Origin of the sequence: Exiguobacterium sp. s5, assembly GCF_018618075.1 — a bacterium.
Lineage (GTDB): Bacteria > Bacillota > Bacilli > Exiguobacteriales > Exiguobacteriaceae > Exiguobacterium > Exiguobacterium mexicanum_A.
Window position 1 is genome coordinate 197,647 of the sequence record NZ_JACSLK010000005.1, and the last position, 23,916, is coordinate 221,562.

A 23,916-nucleotide genomic window follows, 5' to 3' on the forward strand; every position below is an offset into this window, starting at 1 on the left:
TGCTCCTCGCCGGATTATCGTGATTCAAAAGAAGTCATGCGAATCGAATGGAACAACTTTCCGTTGTTACGCGACTCGGCGGCGAGCAGGATTCGCTCGTTCGCATCGACGTAATAGGTCACCGCTTCTTCATTCTCATCTTCACTGAAAATCGATGGATACTTCTCGACCCATTCCGCTGGGACGGCTTCCGGTGTTTCTTTCTTGACGAACGCTTGTGCCGTACGACCGATGATATCGACATCGCCTTCGCTCGAGCCAAGTGTTCCGTCGTCTAGCCATTTACGAATCTGTTCGTTCGTCGCCCTCGACAAGAACGGGTGCGGGGCGACCGCGCCTGAACTTGTCTCTTGGCTGTTCGTCTCATCGCCGTCCGGATTGAACTCACGATAGACGGTCCCATCCCACTCAGCACGGGCGCCGACGTTCGGTCCCTCTACGACCTCGGACACGAAGTGCCCGTCTTCGTCATATGTCACTTTATATTCACGAACTTCTAGCGTCTCCCCGTCCTCAGGCAACTTTTTTTCTTCATAGCCGATGACCACAGACGTATAGAAAGGCTCGGCCCGATTGGTGCGGCCGTCGTCGTCATTTAAATTGGTGACCAAATAAAAGTTATAGGCGAGCAGGGCGCCGACAATGAGAATACCGGCAAAAATCACCCAACTCAATCGCTTCTTTACGTGTTGTTTCATAGAATGCCCTCCCAATCTTCTTCACTTACTATCCTACACTAGCGAGAGGGTCCTGCAAAACATTAACCACTAAAAAAGGCCTCCGTATGGAGACCTTTCAACTTATCCGAGTTTATCTTCTTCGTCTTTATACGCTTCAATCCACTTGTCCCGCTCGTCCGGTTCGTCGGCCAAGTCCTTGAACAAGGCGACGATCATCAGAATCAAGACAAAGATGAACGGGAAGGCGACGAGAATCGCGACCGCTTGCAGCGCTCCGAGCCCACCTGCATATAAGAGGACGGCAGCGATTGAAGATTGGATAAAGCCCCAAATCAACTTGATGCGCATCGGCGGGATCAGTTTACCGTTTGTCGTCAGCATTCCGAGCACGTAGGTGGCCGAATCCGCCGACGTAATGAAGAACGTCGAGATTAAGAAAATGGCCACGATACTGAGTACCGTCCCAAATCCGCCGAACGTCTCGAACAAGGCGAACAACCCGACTTCCGTCCCGATCTCGTTGACTTGGTCGATCAGTGCTGCGCCGCCGAACAAGTCAGCCCAGATCGCCGATCCACCGAAGACAGAGAACCAAAGTAGACCGAACGATGTCGGAACGAGTAGAATCCCGATGATGAACTCACGAATTGTACGTCCTTTTGAGACGCGGGCGATAAAGGTTCCGACGAATGGTGACCAAGAGATCCACCATGCCCAATAGAAAATCGTCCAACCGTTGATCCATTCCCGTTCGACAGGCTCAAATGCACCCGTACGGAAACTCATCGACGGCAACTGTTGCAAATATGTCCCGATCGTCTGTGTGAACAAATCGAGAATGAACGCGCTCGGTCCGGCCACCAGTGTTGCTCCAAGCAAGACGATGGCAAGGAAGATGTTCGTGTTACTTAAAATCCGAATCCCTTTCTCGAGACCCGTCGAAGCGCTAATCATGTATAGCACTGTCACGACAGCGATGATGATAAATTGTGTCGAGAACGCGTTCGGCACTCCTGGAATCAAGTAATGCAGACCACCAGCGATTTGCTGGGCCCCGAATCCGAGCGAAGTAGCGACACCGAAAGCGGTCGCAATGACGGCCAAAATATCAACGGTCTGTTTGACCGGACGTTCATAGCGGTCATTGACGAGCGATCCGATCGTCTCTCCGATCGTCGCCGGACGACCTTTGCGGAACGTCGAGTAAGCGATGGCGAGCGCGATCATCGCATAAATCGCCCACGGGTGGAAGCCCCAATGGAAGAATGAATAACGCATCGCAGTGCGCGCATCGCCTTCCGGCGTCGGCGACTCAAACGGTGGTGCATGGAAATGCGACAACGGTTCTGCTGCCCCCCAGAAGATGAGGCCAATCCCCATTCCGGCACTGAACAACATGGCGAACCATGTCAAATAGCTGAATTCTGGTCGGTCCGTATCTTTGCCGAGTCGAATCGAACCAAATCTCGAAAAAATTAGAAAGACGGCGACGAGTAAAATCCCAGTCGCGCTGAGCAAATAAAACCAACCCATCCCGTTCGAGAGCCAACCTTGTAACTTCGTCGTCACGTTCAAGAGACTCGCGTTACCGAGGAGGCGCTCAGGGAAGATACCCCAAATCGTGAACAAGACCGTAATGATGGCTGAAACGAGGAAAACGGTCGTCACTTGGCTTTTTCTTTCCATAATCTCACTCCTATTCAATTTTCTTATTTTCATATACGTTTTCCACCGTAACATAGTTTATAAACCCGACTCAACCCCTCGGCGTGTAATCGCGCCGCTGACAAAAAGAGTGACGATTCGGTTTCGTCACTCTTGCGGCTTCGGTTCTAGCGAGACGATCAATGTCTCGTCCACGACGTAATAAGGCCGTTTCGGCAACACTTTTAAATACCCGCCTTCACGTAATCGTGTCAAATCAAGTTGTAACGTCTGTTGGAATTTTCGGAGCGGTAATTTTTTTTCTTGTTCGAAATATAAATCGAGCGCCCGCTGGACTTGATCCATCTCATAGACCACTTCCCGTTCAGTTTCGGGAACGATGTGAAACGTCTCTTTGGACATGTAAAATCGCTGCCTCGGTTTGCCGGGTAAATGTTTCTTCAAACGCGCAAGGTCGATCTCCTGTGCTTCATCGAGGAGCACCGTCCGATTGACGCCTTTCGGCAACGTCTGCTCATACTCGTGGATCGCCTCTCGCAACTGAGGAAGCGTGATGTCGACTTCCTGTTCCGTCACTTCCTCTTTTTGCGTCAGCCGTTGCCACCAGTTTTTGCCTGATTTCGTTTGTCGCTCCATACACTCCCCCCTCTCCCCATTCTCTTCCCGATATCGTGCACCGTCTCACCTTATATTCGCACATTCACTAAAAAAACCTTCCTTTTTTCAAAGGAAGGTCAGTTGGCTTATTTCAATTTGTTACGGAGGACCATTTGCAAGATTCCACCGTGACGGTAGTAATCGATCTCGACTTCAGAATCGAAGCGGGCGACAACTTTGAATTCAGTCACCGTACCGTTCTCATGAGTCGCTTTGACGTTCAGGATATCACGTGGGCGGACCGATTCGTCGACTTGGATGTCGATCGCCTCTTCGCCTGTGAGTCCGAGTGAGTCCGCTGACTCTCCGTCCATGAACTGGAGCGGCAAGACGCCCATCATGACGAGGTTCGAGCGGTGAATCCGTTCGAAGCTTTGCGCGATGACGGCACGGATGCCGAGCAAGTTCGTTCCTTTGGCTGCCCAGTCACGTGACGAGCCCATTCCGTAGTCGTTCCCAGCGAAGACGACGAGGCCTGTGCCCTGCTCTTTATACTTCATGGCCGCATCGTACATCGGCATGATTTCGCCCGTCGGCCAGTACGTCGTGAAGCCGCCTTCAGTGCCTGGTGCGACTTGGTTACGAATACGGATGTTCGCGAACGTACCGCGCATCATGACTTCGTGGTTTCCGCGGCGTGAGCCGTACGAGTTGAAGTCGAGCGGTGCGACACCTTTTGATTGAAGGTATTGGCCAGCTGGTGTCGTTTTCGAGAATGCTCCGGCTGGTGAGATGTGGTCGGTCGTGACCGAATCAGCAAACTTCCCGATGACGCGGAGTCCGTTCAACGCATGGACGACGCCCGCTTCCGGCTCGAGGTTTTCGAAGAATGGCGGGTTTTGGATATACGTTGAATCGTCCGAGAAGTCATACAAGTTGCCTTCTGGCACGTCGAGGGCGTTCCAACGCTCGTTCCCTGTGAACACCGTGTCGTACTCTTTACGGAACGCTTCCGGTGAGACGACGTCTTGAACGACCATCTTGATTTCATCGTTTGATGGCCAGATGTCTTTGAAGAAGACCTCGTTGCCATCTTTGTCCGTTCCGAACGACTCGTTCATGATGTCGAAGTTGACCGATCCGGCGAGCGCGTACGCGACGACGAGTGGCGGTGACGCCAAGAAGTTCGCTTTCACGAGCGGGTGGACACGGCCTTCGAAGTTACGGTTCCCCGAGAGGACCGACGAGACGAGCAAATCGTTCGATGTGATCGCTTCTTCGACTTCGCGGTCGAGTGGACCCGAGTTTCCGATACAAGTCGTACATCCGTAACCGACGGTGTTGAAACCGAGTTGGTCGAGATACGGCGTGAGACCGGCTTTATCGAGGTAATCGGTAACGACTTTCGAGCCTGGTGCGAGCGACGTCTTCACGAATTTCGGAACCGTGAGACCGCGTTCGACGGCTTTCTTCGCGACAAGTCCTGCTCCGACCATGACGTATGGGTTCGACGTGTTCGTACAACTTGTGATCGCTGCGATTGCCACGTCACCTGTACGCATGTCGACAGCGCCGTCCGTGTAGTTGACAGCTGCCGTCTTCTCAAGCTCGGCTTTTTCAAGACCAAAACCGCTGTGTCCGGCTGGTGCTGTCACGCTGTCGACGAACGCCGTCTGAAGGTCTGACAAGTTGATCCGGTCTTGTGGACGTTTCGGTCCAGCGAGCGACGGCTCTACTTTCGACAAGTCGAGCGTGAGCGTTTTCGTGAACGACGGGTCGGCCTGGTCTGGCGTATAGAACAAGTCGTTCGCTTTCGAGTAGGCTTCGACGAGGTCGATCAATTCTTCTGGGCGACCTGTCGTGCGCATGTAGTTGAGCGTCTCTGTATCGACTGGGAAGAAGCCACATGTCGCACCATATTCAGGTGCCATGTTGGCGATTGTCGCCCGGTCCGAGAGCGGCATCGTGTGAAGCGACGGTCCGAAGAACTCGACGAACTTGCCGACGACTTTCTCGTTACGGAGCATCTCTGTGACGACGAGCGCGACGTCAGTCGCTGTGACACCCGGGTTGACTTCACCGACGATTTTGACGCCGACGACGTCTGGTACCGGGAAGTAAGACGGTTGTCCGAGCATGCTCGCTTCAGCTTCGATTCCACCGACACCCCAGCCGAGGACACCGAGTCCGTTGATCATCGTCGTGTGCGAGTCCGTTCCGACGAGCGAGTCTGGATAGGCGACATTGCCCGTTCCATCGTTCTTTTCGAGCACGACCGAAGCCAAGTATTCCAAGTTGACTTGGTGGACGATCCCTGTTGCTGGCGGGACGGCACGATAGTTGTCGAACGCCGTCTGGGCCCAACGTAAGAACTTGTAGCGCTCTTCGTTACGCTCGAACTCGATGTCCATGTTTTTCATGAGTGCGCCGGCGAAACCGTACGCATCGACTTGGACCGAGTGGTCGACGACGAGGTCGACCGGGATTTCCGGGTTGATCTTGTTCGGGTCTCCGCCGAGGTCGGCCATCGCTTTACGAAGTGAAGCGAGGTCAACGACCGTCGGTACACCCGTGAAGTCCTGAAGGACGACGCGAGCCGGTTTGAACGGAACATCGATGTCTTTCGAGACTTCGGCAGTACCCCATTTAGCCAAGTTCTCGACATGTTCTTTCGTGATGGCGCGGCCATCCTGCTGGCGAAGTACAGATTCGAGCAACACACGAATCGAGTACGGAAGTCGACTAAGTTCCGTCACCCCTTCTTCTTCAAGCTTTTTGAGCCGGTAATAATCGTACGCTTTGCCATTGACCTCGAACTGCGTCCGAGATTTGAAAGCGTCTAATACGTTCGTCTGTTCCATACGATATCCCCCTTTTTGAAAGCGGCGACTTCGGCATGTGCCGTAATCGCTTACTTATCACATGTTTATCATAATACAACTATAGCGTGACGTAAAATACATTCCGTCACAAATTAGTCATAAGTAAAACTTATCAAAATCAACCAAGTCACTGAAACAAAAAAAGACGGCCCTATGAAGAGCCGTCCATCCATTATTCTGCGCCGATCTCGACGTTGACGTCGAGGGCGTCGACGAGCGTGAGCTCATCTTCATACCGTTCTTTGAAGCGATCGAACGTGAACTCGTTGGCGAACAAGAACACGGGACGCTCCCAGCGGTCCGTCACGAGCATGTTGCGTGAGTCCTGGAACGGCTTGAGCGCCTTCAATTCCTTGTCCTTCACCCAACGGGCGACGCTGTATGAGACCGGCTCCATGCGGATGTCGACGCCGTACTCATTGTTCAAGCGATACTCGAACACTTCGAATTGGAGTTGACCGACCGCACCGAGATAAATCTCGTTATACTCGTTACGGTACACTTGGATGGCTCCTTCTTGGGCGAGCTGCTCGACACCTTTGTGGAAATGTTTCGACTTGAGCGAGTTGACCGGCGAGACGCGCATAAAGAGTTCTGGTGGGAACGTCGGCAACGCCTCGAACGCGATTTTTTGTTTCGATGTCGTGATCGTATCACCGATTTGATACGTGCCCGAATCATAAATCCCGATCACGTCTCCAGCGAACGCCTTGTCGACCGTCTCCCGGTCGTTGGCCATGAGCTGTGTCGACTGGCTCAACTTGATCTTTTTGCCCGTCCGTGTGAGCGTGACGTCCATGCCGCGCTCAAAGACGCCCGAACAGATGCGAACGAAAGCGATGCGGTCGCGGTGGGCCGGGTTCATGTTCGCTTGAATCTTGAAGACGAAGCCGCTGAAGTCCTCTGACGTCGGGTCGATTGGACCGACGTTCGACTTACGTGCCTCAGGCGCCGGTGACATATCAAGGTAGTGATTCAAGAATGACGTCACCCCGAAGTCGACGAGCGCCGTCCCGAAGAAGACCGGCGTCAATTTCCCGTGCTGGATTGCATCGACGTCGATTTCATTGCCGGCACCGTCGAGAAGATCGATTTCATCTCGAAGGTTCGTCAAGTTCTCTTCCGTCAAGTGATCGGCGAGGATTGGATCATTGACCCCATCCTCGTTCAACGTGAGCGTCGCTTTGTCACCACGGAACAAGTGCACTTCGTTTTTTAAGCGATCGTATACCCCTTCGAACTGCATTCCGCTCCCGATCGGCCAAGTCACGGCGACCGAAGGCATGCCGAGCACTTCTTCAAGTTCTTCCATGAGCTCGAGCGGATCTTTCGCTTGGCGGTCAAGCTTGTTCATGAACGTGAAAATCGGAATCCCGCGCATCCGACAGACTTGGAACAATTTCTTCGTCTGCGTCTCAATCCCTTTGGCCGCATCGATGACCATGACGGCACTGTCGACCGACGTCAAGACGCGATACGTATCTTCCCCGAAATCGTTGTGTCCTGGTGTGTCCATGATCGAGACGACCTTGTCTTGATAGACGAACTGCATGACCGATGACGTGACCGAGATTCCACGTTGTTTCTCGATCTCCATCCAGTCAGATTTGGCGTGTTTAGAGTTTTTGCGGGCTTTGACCGTCCCCGCTTCACGGATGGCTCCCCCGTGAAGGAGCAATTTCTCGGTGAGCGTCGTCTTACCGGCATCCGGGTGCGAGATGATGCCGAAAATACGCCGCTTCTCAACTTCTTGTTTTAATTGGTTCATGTATGGCTCTTTCCTTTCTGAACATTACGATTTACACTGGCTCTTGCTCATTGCAACGCTATCTATTCTAACGAAGCCCACGCGTTTCGTCCATCTTTATAGTAAGGAACGGATAGCTGTAGCTTTTGTATCTCCCCCCTTTTTTGTATACTTAGCTTGAATGATCGTGAAATGACAGAACGGGGGAAAGACGATGCCAGAAAACTTGGTGATGTATTTCATTGTCTTCTGGGGATTCGTGATGATCGGATTGATGTCGATCGGCGGCTACTTCATGTTCCGCAAATTTTTAAAACGAATGCCGAAAGAAGACGGGCGCTCACTCCTCGACATCGAGGATGATTACATCGACAAGACACGCCACTTATGGACACCGGAGACGCGTACATTGCTTGATCGTCTCGTCACACCGGTACCGGAGCTGTTCCGCGACGTCGCCATCCGAAAGATTGCGGGCAAAATCGGACAGTTCGCTCTCGAGACGCGGGCCCGTGAAATGACGACCGAGCTCGTCGTCAAAGGCTATATCGCCGCGACACCGAAACGGGACCATAAATTTTTAAAAAAGGCGCTTGAAGAAGAACAAATCGACTGGAAAATGTATCAACATTATTTCCAACAATGATGAAACGAGATGCCGGCCTTGGGCTTGGCATCTTTTTTTGTCTTCACCAGTTCAACTAAGTTATACGAAACGGAAATTGTGCCATACGAATACTAAGTCCAAAGTACCTTTTTTGGACGGATTAATTATTCTTAAATACCGTTCATAATATAGACAATATTAAAAACGATTACAATAAAGTGGTATGACCAATATTAGTATAACATGCATGGGTTTTAGCAATAAAAATGGATAGCTTTTCCTTTATTTACATTTCTATAATGTACGTATCTTGATTCCAAAAGGAGGTTTTCCGATGCATGATGTCACGCACGTCACGCAAACTGACAGCACTCGCTCCGCCGAAACAATCGTCGAGAGCCCTTCATTCCACAAGTTGATGCAAGAAAAGAACCGGTTCATTGTTCCATCCATCATCTTCTCACTCATCTTTTATTTTACGTTACCAATCTCCACGAGCTACTTCACGTTCTTGAACATCGCTGTCGCCGGTGAGATCACTTGGGCCTGGGTGCTCGCCTTCGCTCAATTCTTCATGACCTGGACGTTTTGTGTCATGTATAGCCGCCGGGCCCGCCGCTTCGACGAGCTCGTCGCAGCCATCAAACAAGAGGAGGAGGGACGATGAACTGGACAGCTATTCTTCTATTCGTCGCGATTGTTGGACTCACGCTCGTCATCACATTTTTCGCCGCCCAAAAGACAAAGACCGCAAGCGACTTTTATACGGCCGACGGTGGTTTGACCGGATTCCAAAATGGTCTGGCCATCGCCGGTGATTATATGTCGGCCGCTTCATTCCTCGGGATTGCCGGGATGATTGCCCTCGCCGGGTTCGATGGGTTCTTTTACTCGATTGGTTTCCTCGTTGCCTACCTCGTCGTCCTATATTTGGTCGCCGAGCCGCTCCGTAACCTTGGAAAGTATACGATGGCCGATATGATTGCGGCACGCTTCAACAAGCCGCGCGTGCGAGGGGTTGCCGCCATGAATGCTATCGTCATCTCCATCTTTTATATGATCGCCCAACTCGTCGGCGCCGGGGCACTCATCGAGCTCTTGCTCGGCATCCCCTACACGACGAGCGTCATCGTCGTCGGAATCTTAATGACCGTCTATGTCGTTTTCGGGGGGATGACCGCGACATCATGGGTACAGATCACAAAAGCCGTCTTGTTGATGATCGGGACCGCCATCATTTCATTCCTCGTGTTCGCCCGCTTTGACTTCTCCGTCTTCACCATGTTTTCCGAGGTCAGTAAGGCGACACCGCTCGGGGAGAGCTTCTTGAACCCTGGCAACAAGTTCAAGCTCCCGCTCGATACGATTTCACTCAATTTGGCACTCGTCCTTGGGACGGCCGGTCTACCGCACATTCTCATCCGCTTCTTCACGGTCAAGGATGCACCGACGGCACGACAATCCGTCGTCTATGCGACATGGGTCATCGGTGCGTTCTACATACTGACGATCTTCCTCGGATTTGGGGCCGCCGCGTTCGTCGGATCGGACGCCATCGTCGCCGCCAACCCGGCCGGGAACATGGCCGCGCCTCTCCTCGCCCAAGTGCTCGGCGGTGACTTATTGTTCGCTTTCGTGGCCGCCATCGCCTTCGCCACGATTCTTGCCGTCGTCGCAGGACTCGTCTTATCGGCGGCCTCGGCGTTCGCCCACGACTTTTATGGTCATTTCATCCGGAAGGGCGAAGCGACCGAAAAAGAACAAGTCACAGCGGCCCGGATCGCTTCAATCGCGGTCGCACTCGTCTCGATGGGACTCGCCTTCTTCGCCCAATCGATGAACGTCGCATTTCTCGTCTCTCTCGCATTCGCTGTCGCTGCCAGCGCGAACTTGCCGGTCATTTTGTTCACGATTTATTGGAGACGGTTCAATACGGACGGAGCCGTGTTCGGCATGGTCGTCGGATTATTCTCGTCGCTTTTCCTCGTCGCCATCAGCCCGAACGTGTGGGCACCGGATGGCTCGGCAATCTTTATCGGTGAGGCGTTATTCCCGCTCACGAACCCGGGAATCGTCTCGATCCCGCTCGGCTTCCTGGCCGCCATCGTCGGGACGTACGTGACGAAGTCGGACGAAGTCGCCGGAAACTTCGAACGCATCCTCGTCAAAGCGAACACCGGGATCGATGCCGAGACGGAAGCTGCCATGACGAAAAAATCTTCATAATCGACAAAACGGCGTCCCTCGCGAGGGACGCCGTTCATGTTGAAGCGATTTGTTTATATTTTTGGTACATGGCGATGCGCCATGGGACGATCATGCCCCAGGCAATCAAATAGAACAGTCCGCCCGTCGCGAAAATATTGACTTCGTCTCCGAGAAACGCCTTCATGACCGTCCGAATCGCCAATAAGACGAAGACGACGATAAAGAACGCTTTCGAGCGGGATAAGTACACCTCACCATCACGTTTCTCGAAGTTCGATGTCTTGATGAGAAATACGCTGAAAATCAATCCGACGATTAAAGCTTCTCCGACCTCGAGCCAAGTCAATCGAAACGCCGGGACGAGAAATTGCAACATTCCGGTCGACATCGCCAAGGGCGGAATCAAGATCTTTTTAGCATTCGTCGGACGTGCTGATGCTTTGACGCGAACGAAGCTCGCAATCAGGCCCATCATTAGTGCGACGAGGGTCGATCCCCAAAATATCGACATTCGGTCAACCCCTTTTAAAATCCGGTGAATCCTACTAATTCGCTCATCCAAGCAGCGAAGCGATTCATGCCATCAAAATATAATACGACGCCGAAGGCCATCATCAAATAACCTCCGAATTTTGCCACCTTGGCACTGTTGCGCGCCAAGTATTTGATTTTCCCGACAAATCTCGCCATGATGAGGAATGGGATGGCGAAGCCGATGACGTACGCCAACATATAGCCCATCCCTTGACTCGGGTTCGAGGCCGCGAGCGCGATGACACCGGCAAGAATCGGTCCGGTACACGGGGTCCATCCCGCCGCGAATCCAATTCCAATCAATGCCGTTCCAAAGTAGCCGCTTTTACGCTCCCCTAAAGCGAGCTTTTTCTCGCGCATCATGAAACTAGGTTGCCAAAGTCCCGCCAAAAAGACGCCGAATACGAAGATGAGGATGGCACCGAACATGCGCAAACTATCCTTATATTGAATGAATACGTCGGCAATGAGCGAGGTCGACAGACCGAGCACGAGGAAGACGATCGAGAAACCAATCAAGAATGAGAACGTGTGAAACCAGGCCGTGCGTTGTCGCAGTCCCTCGCTCTTTAAATCAGAGACTGAGACCCCAGTGATATACGATAAAAAGACTGGATACAACGGTAGCGTGCACGGCGATAAAAATGATAAGACGCCCGCCCCAAATGCGAGCCAAAGTGTGACTTCCATGCGATCTTCCACCTTTCAGCCCCATTATAGCGAAAACCTTTTCAAAATGCTCGCATCTTTTTCCGAGCACCTTACATGATTGAATTTGTAATCTTTGAAATGGAAATGAAACTTGTAAACGGTAGTGTTAGATGCTAAGATTTGGATATTCTTATTAGTCAGTATCGATCTTACAATGATGGGGGAAACACCGTGGCGGTCATCACAGCTGAAAACTTACATTATGCCATTGAACAGAAACGCGATGAACTGTATGAAATCGCCTCGCAGCACAGTTGGACGTCTCCAGAAGTGATTCATGTCAGCCAAGAATTGGACAAGCTGATTACACGTCACGTCCTAGCCATACACGCTTCAGACCACATAAATTAATCGAACCAAACGGCCCGTCCTTCCTTGAAGTGGCGGGCTTTTTCCATGGAAAAAGACACCTTGACGGTGTCTTTTTTGTAATTTATGACATCAGACGTTGTCCAGATTGAAGTTCGTACATCTTTTTGTACAGCCCATCCTGTTTTAAAAGCGCCTGATGGTTACCTCGTTCGACGATCTCACCCCGATGAAGGACGAGAATCAAATCGGCATCTTGAATCGTCGACAGACGGTGCGCGATGGCAATCGTCGTCCGTCCCCGTCTCATCCGATCGAGGGCGAGCTGGACACGCTCCTCGGTCTCGGTGTCAATCGAACTCGTCGCCTCATCTAAAATCAAAATCTTCGGGTCACGGGCGACCGTCCGGGCGAAGGCGAGCAGTTGCCGTTCCCCGCTCGAGAATGTCGCGCCGCGCTCACCGACCGTATGTCCGTAACCGGCCTCAAGCTTCTCGACGAACGTATGAGCTTGCACGAACTCGGCCGCTTCCCGGACTTTGTCCGAGTCGATTGTCGGATTGAACAGTTTCAAGTTATCCTCGATCGTCCCTGTGAACAAAAATGGATCTTGGAGCACAAGCCCGACTTTGGCTCGGAGCTCGGCTTCCTCGAACTGCTCAATCGGATACCCGTCGATCGTGATTTGGCCTGATTGATACGGATAGAACCGGGTCAACAGGTTGATGATCGAACTCTTTCCGCTACCCGTGTGACCGACGAGGGCGACCGTCTCGCCTGGTTTGGCGACGAATGATATCTGTTTCAATACATCGACTTCCCCATCGTAGCTGAACGTGACGTTCTCGAACCGGACTTCCCCGGAGCCGATTTCGGCAGGACCGGCGAGACTCTTTCCTGGAGCCGGTTCATCCGTGTCCAAGATTTTGAAGACACGGTCCGCCGAGACGACCGCCTGTTGAAACTCGCTCAAGCGTTGCATGATGTCGAGCACCGGACGGAAGATGCGCTCGATGTAGCTGATGAAGGCATAGACGACCCCGACCTGCACTTGCTCGGTCGTCGACAAGACGCCGTAATAGCCGAGCAGTCCAATGATGGAGAAGGCGAGCAACAGCTCGATGATTGGTCGCAGCAACATACTGTCGAGCTTCAAGTTTCGATAACGTGCCTCTTGGTGGGCCTCGTTCGTTTCTTCGAACTGGCGGACGAGCCGCTCTTCTTGACGAAACTGTTGAACGATTCCCATCCCGTTGATCGATTCATTCAATTGCCCGTTCAGTTGTGACAACAGGTCACGCACTTGGGCAAAATATTTTGTCGAATAGCGGCGATACGCCCAGATGATGAGCCAGAACAGCGGAACAAGGACGAGCCCCATCGTCGCGAGCGTCGGTTCGAGGATATAAAGGAACACGTACGTCCCGACCAATTGAACCGCTGACTGTACGAACGTGCTCATTACCCCGACGTACAGTTCCTTGACGGCCTCGGTGTCGTTCGTGATTCGAGAGACAAGCACTCCCGCCGGAGTCCGGTCAAAGTAGGCGAGCCGCATCCCCATCACATGTCGGAAGATATCCATCCGGATGTTTTGCACGATCTTCAAGGCAATCTTTTGGAACGAAATCGACTGCAAGTAGTCGAAGATGATTGCCGAGATATGGAGGACGAGATAGACGACGAGCAAGGTGACGACCCAGTTTGTCGGATAGACGCCAGGCGTCACGAACTCATCGATGAACACTTTGATTAAGAACGGTCCTGCTAGTTTTGCGCCGGTGGCGAGCAACAAGAACACAAAAGCGAGTCCGAGCGGACGTGCGTAGCGGTTCGTGTAGGCCAACAGGCGTTTGATGACCGCCCATTCCTGAACGTCATGCTTCATGGTGGCCACCTCCTTCGACAATCGCCTCGAGTTGTTGGCGATCGTACGTGTCTTTGTACCAACCGGGCTGGCGAATCAAGTCCTGATGACGCCCGCGTTGGATGATTCGACCGTCCTCAAGGACGAGAATCTCATCAGCATGCTCGACCGCAGACAGTCGATGCGCCACGATCAAGCGGGACTGGTCAGGGTTCCCGGTCCGGAAATGCTCGATGATCGCCTCCTCCGTCTTCGCATCGACAGCCGAGACGGCATCGTCGAGGATCAACACGTCCGCCTCAATCATGAGGGCACGTGCGATTGAAATCCGTTGCTTCTGACCACCCGACAACGTCACACCCCGTTCCCCGACGAGCGTGGCGTATCCTTCCGGCAGCCGCATGATGTCATCATGAACCTCGGCGATTTTTGCCGCCTCCATGATTTCGTCGAGTTTCGCTTCCGGTTTGCCGAATGCGATATTGTTCGCAATCGAATCGCTGAACAAGAAATGATCTTGCGGGACGACGGCGACTTTATCGAGCAGGAGTGATTTTTTCACTTGGCGAATGTTGACACCACCGATTTTGATCGTCCCATCATGTACGTCATACTCTCGTGTCAACAAGCGTACAATCGTCGTCTTACCAGAACCGGTACGGCCGACGAGTCCGAGCGTCCGTCCGCGTTCGAGGCGGAATGTGACGTCTTGCAGGACGGGCGTCTCGTCATAGCGGAACGCACGAATATCCGCTTCAATCTCCGAATGGGCGAGTTTCGTCGCCGCCATCGGGTCATCCTGAATCTCAGGTTTGACGGCGAGCATCCGCTCGATCCGGTCGTAAGACGCCCGCCCTCGTTCGACGATATTGAACAGCCAGCCGAAAGCGAGCATCGGCCACGTGAGCAAGCCGAGATAGGCGGTGAAACTAACGATCTGTCCGATGGTCAGCTCTCCTTGTTCAATCAAATACGCGCCATAACCGATCGACAAGATATACGAGAGGCCGACAATCCCGAAGATGGTCGGGTCGTACAAGGCGTCGATTTTCGCGACACGTACGTTTTTCGCCATGACTTCGTCGGATAGCTTCTCGAACGAGTCGACGTCGCGGCCGACTTCCCCGGTCGACTTCAACACCCGGACACCGCTGACGCTCTCTTGGACTTTATCGTTCAGTTCAGAGAACGCCGCTTGGGCGACCCCGAACCGATTATGTAAGAGTTTGCCGTATCGCGTCGTCAACGCGACCATGATTGGCAGCGGCAACAATGCCACGACCGTCAACTTCCAACTGATGGTCGTCACCATCGTGATAATGACGAACGTTCCCATAGTGATGCTATCGACGAGTGTCAAAATCCCCGCACCCGCCGTCGTCGAGACGGCTTGGACATCGTTTGTCGCATGGGCCATCAAATCCCCGACCCGCGACTTCTTATAAAACCGTTGATCTAAATCGGTGAAATGACGATAGAGCTGACTCCGCAACATCCGACCGAGGCGAATCGAAGCCCCGAAGATGAAGTATCGCCAGAAGAAACGGGCCACATAGTTCCCGATCCCGACGGCCGCGAGCCCGCCGAGCAACATCCATAATAAATCTGTTCCAAGCGTTCCCCGGTTGATTTCATCGACGATTCGTCCGATGATGCGCGGCGGTATAAGTTCGAGCGCCGCGACGAACATGAGTAAGACGATGCCGAGCGCATACGTCCGCCACTCGAGCTTGAAGAACCAAGCTAGTTGTTTGAATACACGAATTGGAAACACCCCCTATGTTGTCTTGAATTCAGACTATTCTATTAGATTAGCGAAAGTTTGTTCGATTGTCTAACAAAAACTGGATGAAAAAAGCACTTTGCGGGCGCAAAGTGCTTCGGTCAATCGAGTTTATTTCTTTTCGTTCTTCATTTGAACGTTCATGGCGCGCATCACTTGGTTGACTTTCTTCTGTGACGGCTTTTGACCCATTTGCATCATCAATGTACGAATCATATCTTCGTTGATCGGTGGGTTCTGTTCGAGGTAGTTCATCATGTATTTACGAGCGATAAAGAAACCGATCGCAATACCCCCGATTAGTGCTGCCACGATCAGAAGAATCCAGAATAATGTACTCAAGGCTTAACCTCCTCTACCATATGAAACATCGTTTTTTACTATACACTATATTACGCTAATTCGCTAGTCGTCTGAAAAAAAAGTGGTGACCCAAAACCTCCGGGCCACCACTGACAACATGCGATTAAAGTGATTTGACAGCTGCGACGACGTTGTCGACAGACATGCCGTATTCTTTCATGAGGAGATCCCCAGGAGCAGAAGCGCCGAACTTGTCGATGCCGAGTACTTTTCCGCCGAAACCGACGTATTTGTACCAACCGAGCGTCGCGCCCGCTTCGAGCGAGACACGTTTCGTGATCGACGACGGAAGGACCGATTCTTTATACTCTGCCGATTGCGCTTCGAACAATTCCCAAGAAGGCATCGAGACGACAGCCGCGTTCACGCCTTCAGCAGCGAGTGCTTCGCGTGCTTCGACGAGGACGTGTACTTCAGAACCTGTACCGAGAAGGAGGACGTCTGCCTCGCTTGAGTTGCCCGCGACGACATAGCCACCTTTAGCTGCGTCTTCAATCGACGTGCCTTCGAGTTCTGGCAATGCTTGACGCGTCAAGACGAGAAGTGATGGTGACGTTTTCGTCGTGATTGCTTGCTTCCAAGCCGCGATCGTCTCTTTTCCGTCAGCTGGACGGAGAACAGACAAGTTTGGCATCGCACGGAAGCTCATCAAGTGCTCGACCGGTTCGTGCGTCGGGCCATCTTCGCCGACCGCGATTGAATCGTGCGTCAAGACGAACGTTGATGGGATTCCCATGAGCGCAGCAAGTCGAACTGCCGGGCGAAGGTAATCCGAGAAGACGAAGAACGTCGCGCCGTATGGGAGGACCCCACCGTGGAGCGCCATCCCGTTGACGGCTGCTGCCATCGCGAATTCACGGACTCCGAACCAGATGTTGCGGCCGGCTGGATCTTCATCGAAGTCCGCAGCGCCTTTGATCATCGTGTTGTTCGAACCAGCGAGGTCAGCCGAGCCTCCGAAGAGAGTCGGAACCGCTTTGGCGATCGCGTTCAATACTTCACCGCTCGTTTGACGAGTCGCTTTTTTCGAACCGATTTCGAACGTCGGCAATTCGCTGTCCCAACCTTCTGGGAGCTCGTTGTTCATCGCACGTTCGAACTGGGCACCAAGTTCAGGGTGTGCTGACTTGTAAGCTTCAACGAGTTCGTTCCAGTCCGCTTCATGCTTCGCGCCTGGCTCAACGACTTTATCGTTGAACAAGTCGTATACTTCGTTCGGTACGTAGAAGTTCTCGCCTTCCCACTTGTAGAACTGCTTCGTGAGTTCAATTTCAGCTTCGCCGAGTGGCGCACCGTGTGATGCCGATTTGCCTGACTTGTTCGGTGAACCAAAGCCGATAACCGTCTTCACTTCGATGAGGGTTGGTTTCGACGTTTCAGCTTTCGCTTCGTCGATCGCTTTCGCGATTGTATCGATATCCGTACCATCTTCGACACGGATCACTTGCCAACCGTAGGCGTTGAAACGATCTTCAACGCTTTCCGAGAACGATTTGTGAAGGTCGCCGTCAAGCGAGATATCATTTGAATCGTAAAGGACGACGAGTTTGCCGAGTTTCAAATGACCAGCGAGCGAAGCAGCTTCTGCCGATACGCCTTCCATCAAGTCACCGTCTCCGCAAATCGCGTATGTGAAGTGGTCAACCACTTTGAACTCATCGCGGTTGTACGTCGCTTCCAAATGTTTCTCTGCCATTGCCATCCCGACAGCCATGGCGATCCCTTGTCCGAGCGGTCCAGTCGTCGCGTCGACACCTGCCGTGTGACGGTACTCTGGATGTCCAGGCGTTTTCGAATCCATTTGGCGGAACGATTTGAGGTCGTCCATTGAGAGATTGTAACCAGATAAGTGAAGAAGCGAGTACAAGAGCATCGAACCGTGTCCCGCTGAAAGGACGAACCGATCACGGTTGAACCAGTTCGGGTTTTTCGGGTTGTGACGCATTTTGTCCGTCCAAAGTGTGAACGCCATCGGAGCCGCACCCATCGGCATACCCGGGTGACCTGAGTTCGCTTTTTGGACCGCATCGATTGAGAGTGTCCGAATCGAGTTAATCGCTAATAATTCTTTAGTAGTTGTTTCCACTAATTTCATCCTCTCTGTTGTTAACAAAGTTTCTACCCGTCATATTTTAGCACACTCATTCGTGTGTCACAACTAATTAATTAGTATAACACATTAAATGGAATCGTTTACTTCCTTTCGTTTGAAAACGCATCAATGAGTCCCCCTGATCAACGTTCGCGTATAACAAACATGCACATCCTATATGAAATAGGATGTGCATTCATGGTCATTCTGAGCGGTAACGTTCCTGCTCATCTTTTAATTTTTCTGGCGTTACGTCGTTTCCTTCCGGATCGACGACCTTCATTCCCATCATTTGTGATTTGAATGATTGGCGGAACGCTTGCAAATATTGTTGGCGCAGCGCTTGCTGCTCATCCATCTCTTGTGGTGACAGACCATCTGTCTTTGCTTTGTTGGCGAGGAAATTGATTCGCTCCAATTGTTCAGGTGCTAGCATCGGGCTCGCCCCCTCTCTACTGAATTTGTCCTTCTACTGTACAAAATCAACGAGCAGGAATCAAGTTTCTGGTACCGACACGTGCTCCAAGTAGCGCCGGTTCACGGTCGCTTTCGATACCTCATAACCAAAACCGCGGAGGGTGGCGGCAATTTCAGCGAACGTGAGTCCACGTTCACGCAATTGGACGATTTCTTCAATCGGAACTTCGATTCGGCTCCGGCCTCCCTGGTCATGGTGCTGGATATTCCGATGCGGATTAAATCCGTTCGCGACCGCCCGACGCATTCCGCGTGAAATTTTAGCGTTATGGATCTTACGTTGATACTCTTCGACGACACTGACGATCTCGAGCACCATCTTCTCGGCGTCGGAGACGATATATTCATCGGACGACTGCATCGTCAACAAGCGCACGTTATGTTTCATGAGCGTATGCAAGATAGCGATTTTTGCATTTCCCCGTCCGAGACGACTGTCGTCGCTCACGAGCACGGCATCGAGATCGGACGTCGAGACGTGCTCCAATAGATCGAGCAGTCCCGCCCGATTGACCTCATACCCGCTCTCTTGTTCACTGATCACATCGACAACCTCAGCCTCAAGACGTCTCGCCATCTGCTTCAACTCGTCCGCCTGACGACTGAGCGACGTCTCTTGGGTGGACTTGTTCGTCGATACGCGACAATAAATGACGACTCGCATCGCGTCACTTCCTTTCTTTCCATTCGCCCTCTACGATACACAGGATGAAGGGATGTTCGCAATCAGAAACGATTATTCGGCGGCGAACCACGTCGTCTTGTCGTCTTTTTCATCATCTCGCTTAGCGAGAATGTGCGCTTCGAGCGTCTCCGCCTCTTTCAAGGCGACTTCTTCTTCAATACTGTGTTCGACTTTTTGTTCGGTCACGACGACCGCTTCGTTGTCGCGAAGCTCTCCGACCGCGAAAAATACGAACATACCGAGTGCCAACATGCCGACTAAGATGATTCCATTGATTGTGTCTCTCATAATCATTGCCTCCTGGGAATAAGAATACACGTTCTCGAGAACGTCTGTTCGTTTATCTGTTCTCATCATAAAACAAGAACTTCTGTTCGGTCAAGCAGAAAAAACGAACGAATGTTTGTGCGCTCATGTGTTCTTGTGTTAAACTAAACCCATAAAGAATAGGATGCGTTCGCAGGTTATTCGACATAATCGAGGTGAAATCCATTGAAAAAAATGTCAGCAAGACAACAACAGATTCTTGATTTTATAAAAGCTGAGGTCCGGGCGAAAGGGTATCCCCCTTCGGTCCGCGAAATTGGCGAGGCTGTCGGGCTCGCATCGAGCTCGACTGTACACGGTCACTTGGACCGTCTTGAGAAGCGTGGATTGATTCGACGTGATAAGACGAAGCCACGCGCCATCGAGATTTTGGATGAAGAGATGTCCGTCGTCGAAGACCACGATGCCGTCATGTACGTGCCGGTCATCGGGAAAGTCACAGCCGGTACGCCGATCACGGCCATCGAGAACGTGGAAGAACACTTCCCGCTCCCGGCTCACGTCGTCGGTTCCGACAACGTCTACATGCTCTCTGTCTCAGGAGACTCGATGATTAACGCGGGGATCTTGGATGGGGACCGCGTCCTCGTCCGTCAACAGAACACGGCCGACAATGGAGAGATTGTCGTCGCCATGACGGATGAAGGTGAAGCGACCGTGAAGCGGATTTATAAAGAAGCTTCGAAAGTGCGTCTTCAACCGGAGAACGACGAACTCGAAGCGATGTATTTCGATAACGTGTCGATTTTAGGGAAGGTCATCGGTGTATACCGCACGATTCACTAATGGCTAGTGGCAAGACACATACCCGTACGAATCTCGTGGCAATCGGTGCTCTTGCGATTGCCACGCCTTTTATTGACATCGATGTTCCGACCGTGTTCCTGCTTGGCGCCCTCATCGGGACGTTCTGGCTCTCCCCGGATCTCGATTTGAAGTCGGACGCCTATTATCGATGGGGACCGCTTCGGGGCTTTTGGCTCCCTTATGTGAAGATTATGCCCCATCGGTCGTTATTCTCGCATTTTCCGCTCTTGAGCGATCTGATCCGGGTCATCTATCTCGGTTTCCCGCTCACGCTTCTGCTCACGGTCACGCCGTATGAGGAAGCTATCAGATCGTGGCTCGACCTGAACGGGGCAGCATGCTTCTTCGGACTCGTTTTCGCGACGACGCTACATACGACGCTCGACTATGCGTCCACGTTCTTAAAACGTGCGTTTTAATCAGATCGTTATGCTACACACCCAAAAAGGGCAACCCGTCTAAATAGACAGGGTTGCCCTTTTTTGAACCGTTTATTATATAGAAGTTCAACAACTTTTATGCAACATGACATGATTTTCAGCCACTTCTCGTCCATTTACCAACAAGACGACACGATGCTCCCCTGGATAATGCCGACGGGTCGTCAAATCTGACCAGTCGTGCACTCTGGTCGCTGCAAGTCGCGCGCCCCCAGCGACGGTTCTATTCGCTAGCAGGAATGCTTTACGACTCGCTTTCCCGTTGGCTTTTATAAACTCAATCGCGTATTCGATACGAACATAAGCAGCATCCCCTGGACGAATGGACACATCGTACTGAATCTCGCACGCCTCCCCTATGCGGATCACGTTCGGATGTATAGAAATCGATGAGTCGACGGTTAAATTTGTTTCCTGCGTATAACCGAATATCGTTAACGCGTCAGGATGGGCTGACTTGATCAGTGTCCGGCATCCGTGTCTAATGATCCAATCGGTATGAGGATGCTCGCCCTGCCATCGTCGCGAGACTGCGAGTACAGCTTCTGGGTGATCTTTCGAGATATCGTTGAGGTTGTTAGCGACACTTTTTCTCACATATAATGATGGATCTTCTTTTAACAACTCTAAAATCTCCAACACTGGAGCTGGGTCTTCTTTGAACATCGGTAACGATTCCGCCCACGGAAGGCGAGGACGACAACCCTCACTCGCCAAACGCCGAACATGTTCGTTCGGATGAATTGCCCAAGCTGTCATTTGGTTCATCACACGTGTTGGATCCCGCAACAAAAAAGGTCTGATGGCGAATTCAGAAGACGACGTCTGCGTGAAGCGTTCGAGCGCTGACATCGAGCGTTCCCAATACCCTTCTGCCTGCCCGTACACTGCTACAAAGTCCGGGAAAAACAAATAAGGAAAGCCGACGCAGTCATCTGCAATTTCAACCAATACGTCCAAAGCTGATTCGTAATTCTGTGGCAAATACTGACCTAGTTTTATCGAAATACGTCGAGTACGCCCTTTGAGTGCCAACGCTTCCCACGATTCATCTATGATTGATGCGATCAAAGCCTGTACGTCAAATGACGGATACACGGTTTGAATACGTCGTCCAAATTCCAACAAAAAGGTCTCATCATACACGTCTTTTAATGGTGTTGCCACTTCTCGTCCCCCTATCCCATTCCATTACATTTATAGTGATATACATTCTCCCTCATTATATTGATTAGTTGAAGCGAATTATAGAAAAAGAGTCCTGAATGAGCACTTCATACGAAGACTCGTTCAGGACTCTGATTTTAAAGGGAATATCCCTTATTAGTCGACTTAGTAGAGCGTCATGTACTGATCGCGCTCCCACTCTGTCACTTGCGTACGGAACATATCCCACTCGATTTCTTTCAACTCGAGGAAGTGCTCACCGATATGTTCACCGAGTGATTCCATGACGACTTTGTCGGTACGGAGTACTTCGAGCGCGTCGAAGAGCGTAGCCGGAAGGTCGTCAATCCCGTTAGCAACACGTTCTGGCTTGTCCATGACGTAGATGTTGCTATCGATCGGCTTCGGAGCCGCCATTTCTTTCTCGATTCCATCAAGACCTGCAGCCAATAGCGTGGCCAAAGCGAGGTACGGGTTCGCCGCCGGGTCGACCGAACGTACTTCGATCCGTGTCGAGAGGCCACGGGCCGCTGGTACACGAACGAGTGGTGAACGGTTGCGCGCGCTCCATGCTACGTAGCAAGGTGCTTCGTAACCAGGAACGAGGCGCTTGTATGAGTTGACAGTCGGGTTACAGACAGCCGTGAACGCACGAGCGTGCTCGAGAATCCCTGCCGTGAAGGCGCGAGCCGTGTCAGAGAGTTCCATTTCGCCGTTTGGATCGTAGAAGACGTTCGTGTCACCTTTGAAGAGCGACATGTTGGCGTGCATCCCTGAACCGTTGACACCGAAGAGTGGCTTCGGCATAAACGTCGCGTGAAGACCGTATTTCGCTGCGATCGTCTTGACGACGAGTTTGAACGTTTGGATGTTATCGGCCGTCGTGACCGCATCTGCGTATTTGAAGTCGATCTCGTGCTGACCTGGTGCGACTTCGTGGTGTGATGCTTCGATTTCGAAGCCCATGTTTTCGAGCTCGATGACGATCTCTTTACGGCAGTTCTCGCCGAGGTCGACCGGTGCCAAGTCGAAGTAACCGCCTTGGTCGTTGAGTTCGAGTGTCGGTTGGCCGTTCAAGTCTTTCTTGAAGAGGAAGAACTCAGGCTCTGGTCCGACGTTGAACGCTGTGAAGCCGAGCTTCTGCATGCGCTCGAGGTTACGCTTCAAATTGCCGCGCGGGTCACCGCTGAACGGTTTGCCGTCCGGCGTATAAATATCACAAATCAAGCGAGCGACTTTACCGCTGCCGTCTGTCCACGGGAAGACAACCCATGTGTCAAGGTCTGGATAGAGGTTCATGTCTGATTCCTCGATGCGTACGAACCCTTCGATTGAAGAGCCATCGAACATCATCTTGTTATCAAGTGCTTTGTCCAATTGGCTGATCGGTACCTCGACGTTTTTGATCGTACCGAGGATATCCGTGAATTGAAGACGAATAAAGCGTACGTCCTCTTCTTGTGCGATGCGTTTGATGTCTTCTTTCGTGAACGTTTTTCTGGCCATGGTGAAATGTCCCCTCTCACATTGTGTAATGGTTAGTGTACTGGCGTCATCGATAAAAACGTGACAGCTCACCTTGAATGAGCGACGTCTTATTGAAACGGCCAGCTTCTTGAAGCTGTGTTTTCAATAATTTGTGTAACTCTTGTTCAGAGATCTTCGGTGCTTCATCGACCGGCGGCTTTGGTGATTCCGCATCTTTGGCGTCCGTGTTGTCGAGCATATGACGAATCGCCGCCAAGTTGAAGCCTTGGTCGATAAAATCCTTGATCGTGAGTAGACGTTCGACATCATTAAAGGAATAGAGCCGTCGTTTCGATTCCGTCCGACTAGGCGAAATTAGACCCTGTTCTTCATAGTACCGAATCTGTCTACCTGTCAGCTGTGTCAAATCTTGAACGATTCCAATCGGAAACAACGGGTTGGAGCGACGAAATTGATCGGCCATCTCTTACCCCTCCTTTT

Annotated in this window: 23 protein-coding genes; 6 read left to right on the forward strand and 17 right to left on the reverse strand. The window is 51.8% G+C overall.

Annotated elements, in window-relative coordinates; genetic code table 11:
* Window positions 1-14 precede the first annotated feature (14 nt).
* The 5 genes from KNP60_RS11895 to KNP60_RS11915 form a co-directional block, all read right to left on the reverse strand.
* Window positions 15-698: a hypothetical protein gene (locus tag KNP60_RS11895; protein ID WP_034777768.1), complete on the reverse strand. Its 684-nt coding sequence runs from the start codon at window positions 696-698 to the stop codon at window positions 15-17.
* 102 nt (window positions 699-800) lie between these two features.
* Window positions 801-2,366, reverse strand: a complete 1,566-nt coding sequence (locus tag KNP60_RS11900; protein WP_214797548.1) for a BCCT family transporter — start codon at window positions 2,364-2,366, stop codon at window positions 801-803.
* Between the two features lie 126 nt (window positions 2,367-2,492).
* Window positions 2,493-2,981 carry a DUF3939 domain-containing protein gene (locus tag KNP60_RS11905; RefSeq protein WP_084592824.1) on the reverse strand — a complete coding sequence of 163 codons (489 nt, stop codon included), beginning with the start codon at window positions 2,979-2,981 and terminating at the stop codon, window positions 2,493-2,495.
* A gap of 107 nt (window positions 2,982-3,088) precedes the next feature.
* Window positions 3,089-5,803: an aconitate hydratase AcnA gene (acnA, locus tag KNP60_RS11910; RefSeq protein ID WP_214797549.1), complete on the reverse strand. Its 2,715-nt coding sequence runs from the start codon at window positions 5,801-5,803 to the stop codon at window positions 3,089-3,091.
* 193 nt (window positions 5,804-5,996) lie between these two features.
* Entirely contained in the window at window positions 5,997-7,592 is a 1,596-nt protein-coding gene (locus KNP60_RS11915; RefSeq protein WP_034777779.1) for a peptide chain release factor 3, read from the reverse strand.
* A 193-nt stretch (window positions 7,593-7,785) separates the two neighbouring features.
* Here KNP60_RS11915 and KNP60_RS11920 point away from each other — a divergent pair, with 193 nt between their 5' ends.
* The 3 genes from KNP60_RS11920 to KNP60_RS11930 all read left to right on the forward strand — a co-directional run bounded on the left by KNP60_RS11920 (window position 7,786) and on the right by KNP60_RS11930 (window position 10,404).
* Entirely contained in the window at window positions 7,786-8,217 is a 432-nt protein-coding gene (locus KNP60_RS11920) for a DUF2621 family protein (RefSeq protein WP_034777781.1), read from the forward strand.
* 295 nt (window positions 8,218-8,512) lie between these two features.
* Window positions 8,513-8,845: a DUF485 domain-containing protein gene (locus tag KNP60_RS11925; protein WP_214797550.1), complete on the forward strand. Its 333-nt coding sequence runs from the start codon at window positions 8,513-8,515 to the stop codon at window positions 8,843-8,845.
* A complete protein-coding gene (locus tag KNP60_RS11930) occupies window positions 8,842-10,404 on the forward strand; it encodes a solute symporter family protein (RefSeq protein ID WP_138859341.1) in 1,563 nt (520 codons plus the stop codon). The genes KNP60_RS11925 and KNP60_RS11930 overlap by 4 nt, the downstream gene beginning before the upstream one ends.
* A 34-nt stretch (window positions 10,405-10,438) precedes the next feature.
* Here KNP60_RS11930 and KNP60_RS11935 read toward each other — a convergent pair whose 3' ends face one another.
* Window positions 10,439-10,891, reverse strand: coding sequence for a CcdC family protein (locus KNP60_RS11935; protein ID WP_034779932.1), 453 nt, complete (start codon window positions 10,889-10,891; stop codon window positions 10,439-10,441).
* Between the two features lie 20 nt (window positions 10,892-10,911).
* Window positions 10,912-11,610, reverse strand: a complete 699-nt coding sequence (locus KNP60_RS11940) for a cytochrome c biogenesis CcdA family protein (protein WP_114166290.1) — start codon at window positions 11,608-11,610, stop codon at window positions 10,912-10,914.
* Window positions 11,611-11,802: 192 nt separating this feature from the next.
* Here KNP60_RS11940 and KNP60_RS11945 point away from each other — a divergent pair, with 192 nt between their 5' ends.
* On the forward strand, window positions 11,803-11,982 hold the full coding sequence (locus KNP60_RS11945; protein ID WP_034777785.1) for an aspartyl-phosphate phosphatase Spo0E family protein: 180 nt from the start codon (window positions 11,803-11,805) through the stop codon (window positions 11,980-11,982).
* An 82-nt stretch (window positions 11,983-12,064) separates the two neighbouring features.
* Here the strand turns inward: KNP60_RS11945 and KNP60_RS11950 are convergent, their stop codons facing one another.
* The 7 genes from KNP60_RS11950 to KNP60_RS11980 form a co-directional block, all read right to left on the reverse strand.
* Window positions 12,065-13,828 (reverse strand): ABC transporter ATP-binding protein, encoded by a 1,764-nt coding sequence (locus tag KNP60_RS11950; RefSeq protein ID WP_034777786.1) that lies wholly within the window; start codon window positions 13,826-13,828, stop codon window positions 12,065-12,067.
* Window positions 13,818-15,572, reverse strand: a complete 1,755-nt coding sequence (locus KNP60_RS11955) for an ABC transporter transmembrane domain-containing protein (protein ID WP_214797562.1) — start codon at window positions 15,570-15,572, stop codon at window positions 13,818-13,820. Before KNP60_RS11955 ends, KNP60_RS11950 begins: the two co-directional genes overlap by 11 nt.
* 129 nt (window positions 15,573-15,701) lie before the next feature.
* On the reverse strand, window positions 15,702-15,932 hold the full coding sequence (locus KNP60_RS11960; RefSeq protein ID WP_021067584.1) for a YneF family protein: 231 nt from the start codon (window positions 15,930-15,932) through the stop codon (window positions 15,702-15,704).
* A 124-nt stretch (window positions 15,933-16,056) separates the two neighbouring features.
* Entirely contained in the window at window positions 16,057-18,048 is a 1,992-nt protein-coding gene (tkt, locus tag KNP60_RS11965; RefSeq protein ID WP_214797551.1) for a transketolase, read from the reverse strand.
* A 199-nt stretch (window positions 18,049-18,247) separates the two neighbouring features.
* Window positions 18,248-18,481 (reverse strand): DUF896 domain-containing protein, encoded by a 234-nt coding sequence (locus KNP60_RS11970; RefSeq protein WP_034777788.1) that lies wholly within the window; start codon window positions 18,479-18,481, stop codon window positions 18,248-18,250.
* A 60-nt stretch (window positions 18,482-18,541) separates the two neighbouring features.
* Window positions 18,542-19,186 carry a YneB family resolvase-like protein gene (locus KNP60_RS11975; protein ID WP_138859337.1) on the reverse strand — a complete coding sequence of 215 codons (645 nt, stop codon included), beginning with the start codon at window positions 19,184-19,186 and terminating at the stop codon, window positions 18,542-18,544.
* Window positions 19,187-19,258: 72 nt separating this feature from the next.
* Window positions 19,259-19,495 carry a hypothetical protein gene (locus KNP60_RS11980; protein WP_138859336.1) on the reverse strand — a complete coding sequence of 79 codons (237 nt, stop codon included), beginning with the start codon at window positions 19,493-19,495 and terminating at the stop codon, window positions 19,259-19,261.
* Window positions 19,496-19,699: 204 nt separating this feature from the next.
* On the opposite strand from KNP60_RS11980, the gene lexA reads away from it, so the two are divergent.
* A complete protein-coding gene (gene lexA / locus KNP60_RS11985) occupies window positions 19,700-20,320 on the forward strand; it encodes a transcriptional repressor LexA (RefSeq protein ID WP_021067589.1) in 621 nt (206 codons plus the stop codon).
* Window positions 20,320-20,760, forward strand: a complete 441-nt coding sequence (locus tag KNP60_RS11990) for a metal-binding protein (protein ID WP_214797552.1) — start codon at window positions 20,320-20,322, stop codon at window positions 20,758-20,760. Before lexA ends, KNP60_RS11990 begins: the two co-directional genes overlap by 1 nt.
* A gap of 87 nt (window positions 20,761-20,847) precedes the next feature.
* Here the strand turns inward: KNP60_RS11990 and KNP60_RS11995 are convergent, their stop codons facing one another.
* The 3 genes from KNP60_RS11995 to KNP60_RS12005 form a co-directional block, all read right to left on the reverse strand.
* Window positions 20,848-21,948 (reverse strand): DNA alkylation repair protein, encoded by a 1,101-nt coding sequence (locus KNP60_RS11995; protein WP_214797553.1) that lies wholly within the window; start codon window positions 21,946-21,948, stop codon window positions 20,848-20,850.
* Window positions 21,949-22,113: 165 nt separating this feature from the next.
* Entirely contained in the window at window positions 22,114-23,454 is a 1,341-nt protein-coding gene (gene glnA / locus KNP60_RS12000) for a type I glutamate--ammonia ligase (protein ID WP_034777799.1), read from the reverse strand.
* 46 nt (window positions 23,455-23,500) lie between these two features.
* Window positions 23,501-23,899 carry a MerR family transcriptional regulator gene (locus KNP60_RS12005; RefSeq protein WP_214797554.1) on the reverse strand — a complete coding sequence of 133 codons (399 nt, stop codon included), beginning with the start codon at window positions 23,897-23,899 and terminating at the stop codon, window positions 23,501-23,503.
* Window positions 23,900-23,916 lie beyond the last annotated feature (17 nt).

Bases quoted from the DNA above. Each gene is read 5' to 3' on its own strand.
- KNP60_RS11915 (WP_034777779.1), bottom strand. From the start codon at position 7,592: ATGAACCAATTAAAACAAGAAGTTGAGAAGCGGCGTATTTTCGGCATC.
- acnA (WP_214797549.1), bottom strand. From the start codon at position 5,803: ATGGAACAGACGAACGTATTAGACGCTTTCAAATCTCGGACGCAGTTC.
- KNP60_RS11950 (WP_034777786.1), bottom strand. From the start codon at position 13,828: ATGAAGCATGACGTTCAGGAATGGGCGGTCATCAAACGCCTGTTGGCC.
- KNP60_RS11905 (WP_084592824.1), bottom strand. From the start codon at position 2,981: ATGGAGCGACAAACGAAATCAGGCAAAAACTGGTGGCAACGGCTGACG.
- KNP60_RS11940 (WP_114166290.1), bottom strand. From the start codon at position 11,610: ATGGAAGTCACACTTTGGCTCGCATTTGGGGCGGGCGTCTTATCATTT.
- KNP60_RS11900 (WP_214797548.1), bottom strand. From the start codon at position 2,366: ATGGAAAGAAAAAGCCAAGTGACGACCGTTTTCCTCGTTTCAGCCATC.
- KNP60_RS11895 (WP_034777768.1), bottom strand. From the start codon at position 698: ATGAAACAACACGTAAAGAAGCGATTGAGTTGGGTGATTTTTGCCGGT.
- tkt (WP_214797551.1), bottom strand. From the start codon at position 18,048: ATGAAATTAGTGGAAACAACTACTAAAGAATTATTAGCGATTAACTCG.
- KNP60_RS11980 (WP_138859336.1), bottom strand. From the start codon at position 19,495: ATGAGAGACACAATCAATGGAATCATCTTAGTCGGCATGTTGGCACTC.
- KNP60_RS11970 (WP_034777788.1), bottom strand. From the start codon at position 18,481: ATGCTAGCACCTGAACAATTGGAGCGAATCAATTTCCTCGCCAACAAA.
- KNP60_RS11930 (WP_138859341.1), top strand. From the start codon at position 8,842: ATGAACTGGACAGCTATTCTTCTATTCGTCGCGATTGTTGGACTCACG.
- glnA (WP_034777799.1), bottom strand. From the start codon at position 23,454: ATGGCCAGAAAAACGTTCACGAAAGAAGACATCAAACGCATCGCACAA.
- KNP60_RS11990 (WP_214797552.1), top strand. From the start codon at position 20,320: ATGGCTAGTGGCAAGACACATACCCGTACGAATCTCGTGGCAATCGGT.
- KNP60_RS11925 (WP_214797550.1), top strand. From the start codon at position 8,513: ATGCATGATGTCACGCACGTCACGCAAACTGACAGCACTCGCTCCGCC.
- KNP60_RS11975 (WP_138859337.1), bottom strand. From the start codon at position 19,186: ATGCGAGTCGTCATTTATTGTCGCGTATCGACGAACAAGTCCACCCAA.
- KNP60_RS11920 (WP_034777781.1), top strand. From the start codon at position 7,786: ATGCCAGAAAACTTGGTGATGTATTTCATTGTCTTCTGGGGATTCGTG.
- KNP60_RS12005 (WP_214797554.1), bottom strand. From the start codon at position 23,899: ATGGCCGATCAATTTCGTCGCTCCAACCCGTTGTTTCCGATTGGAATC.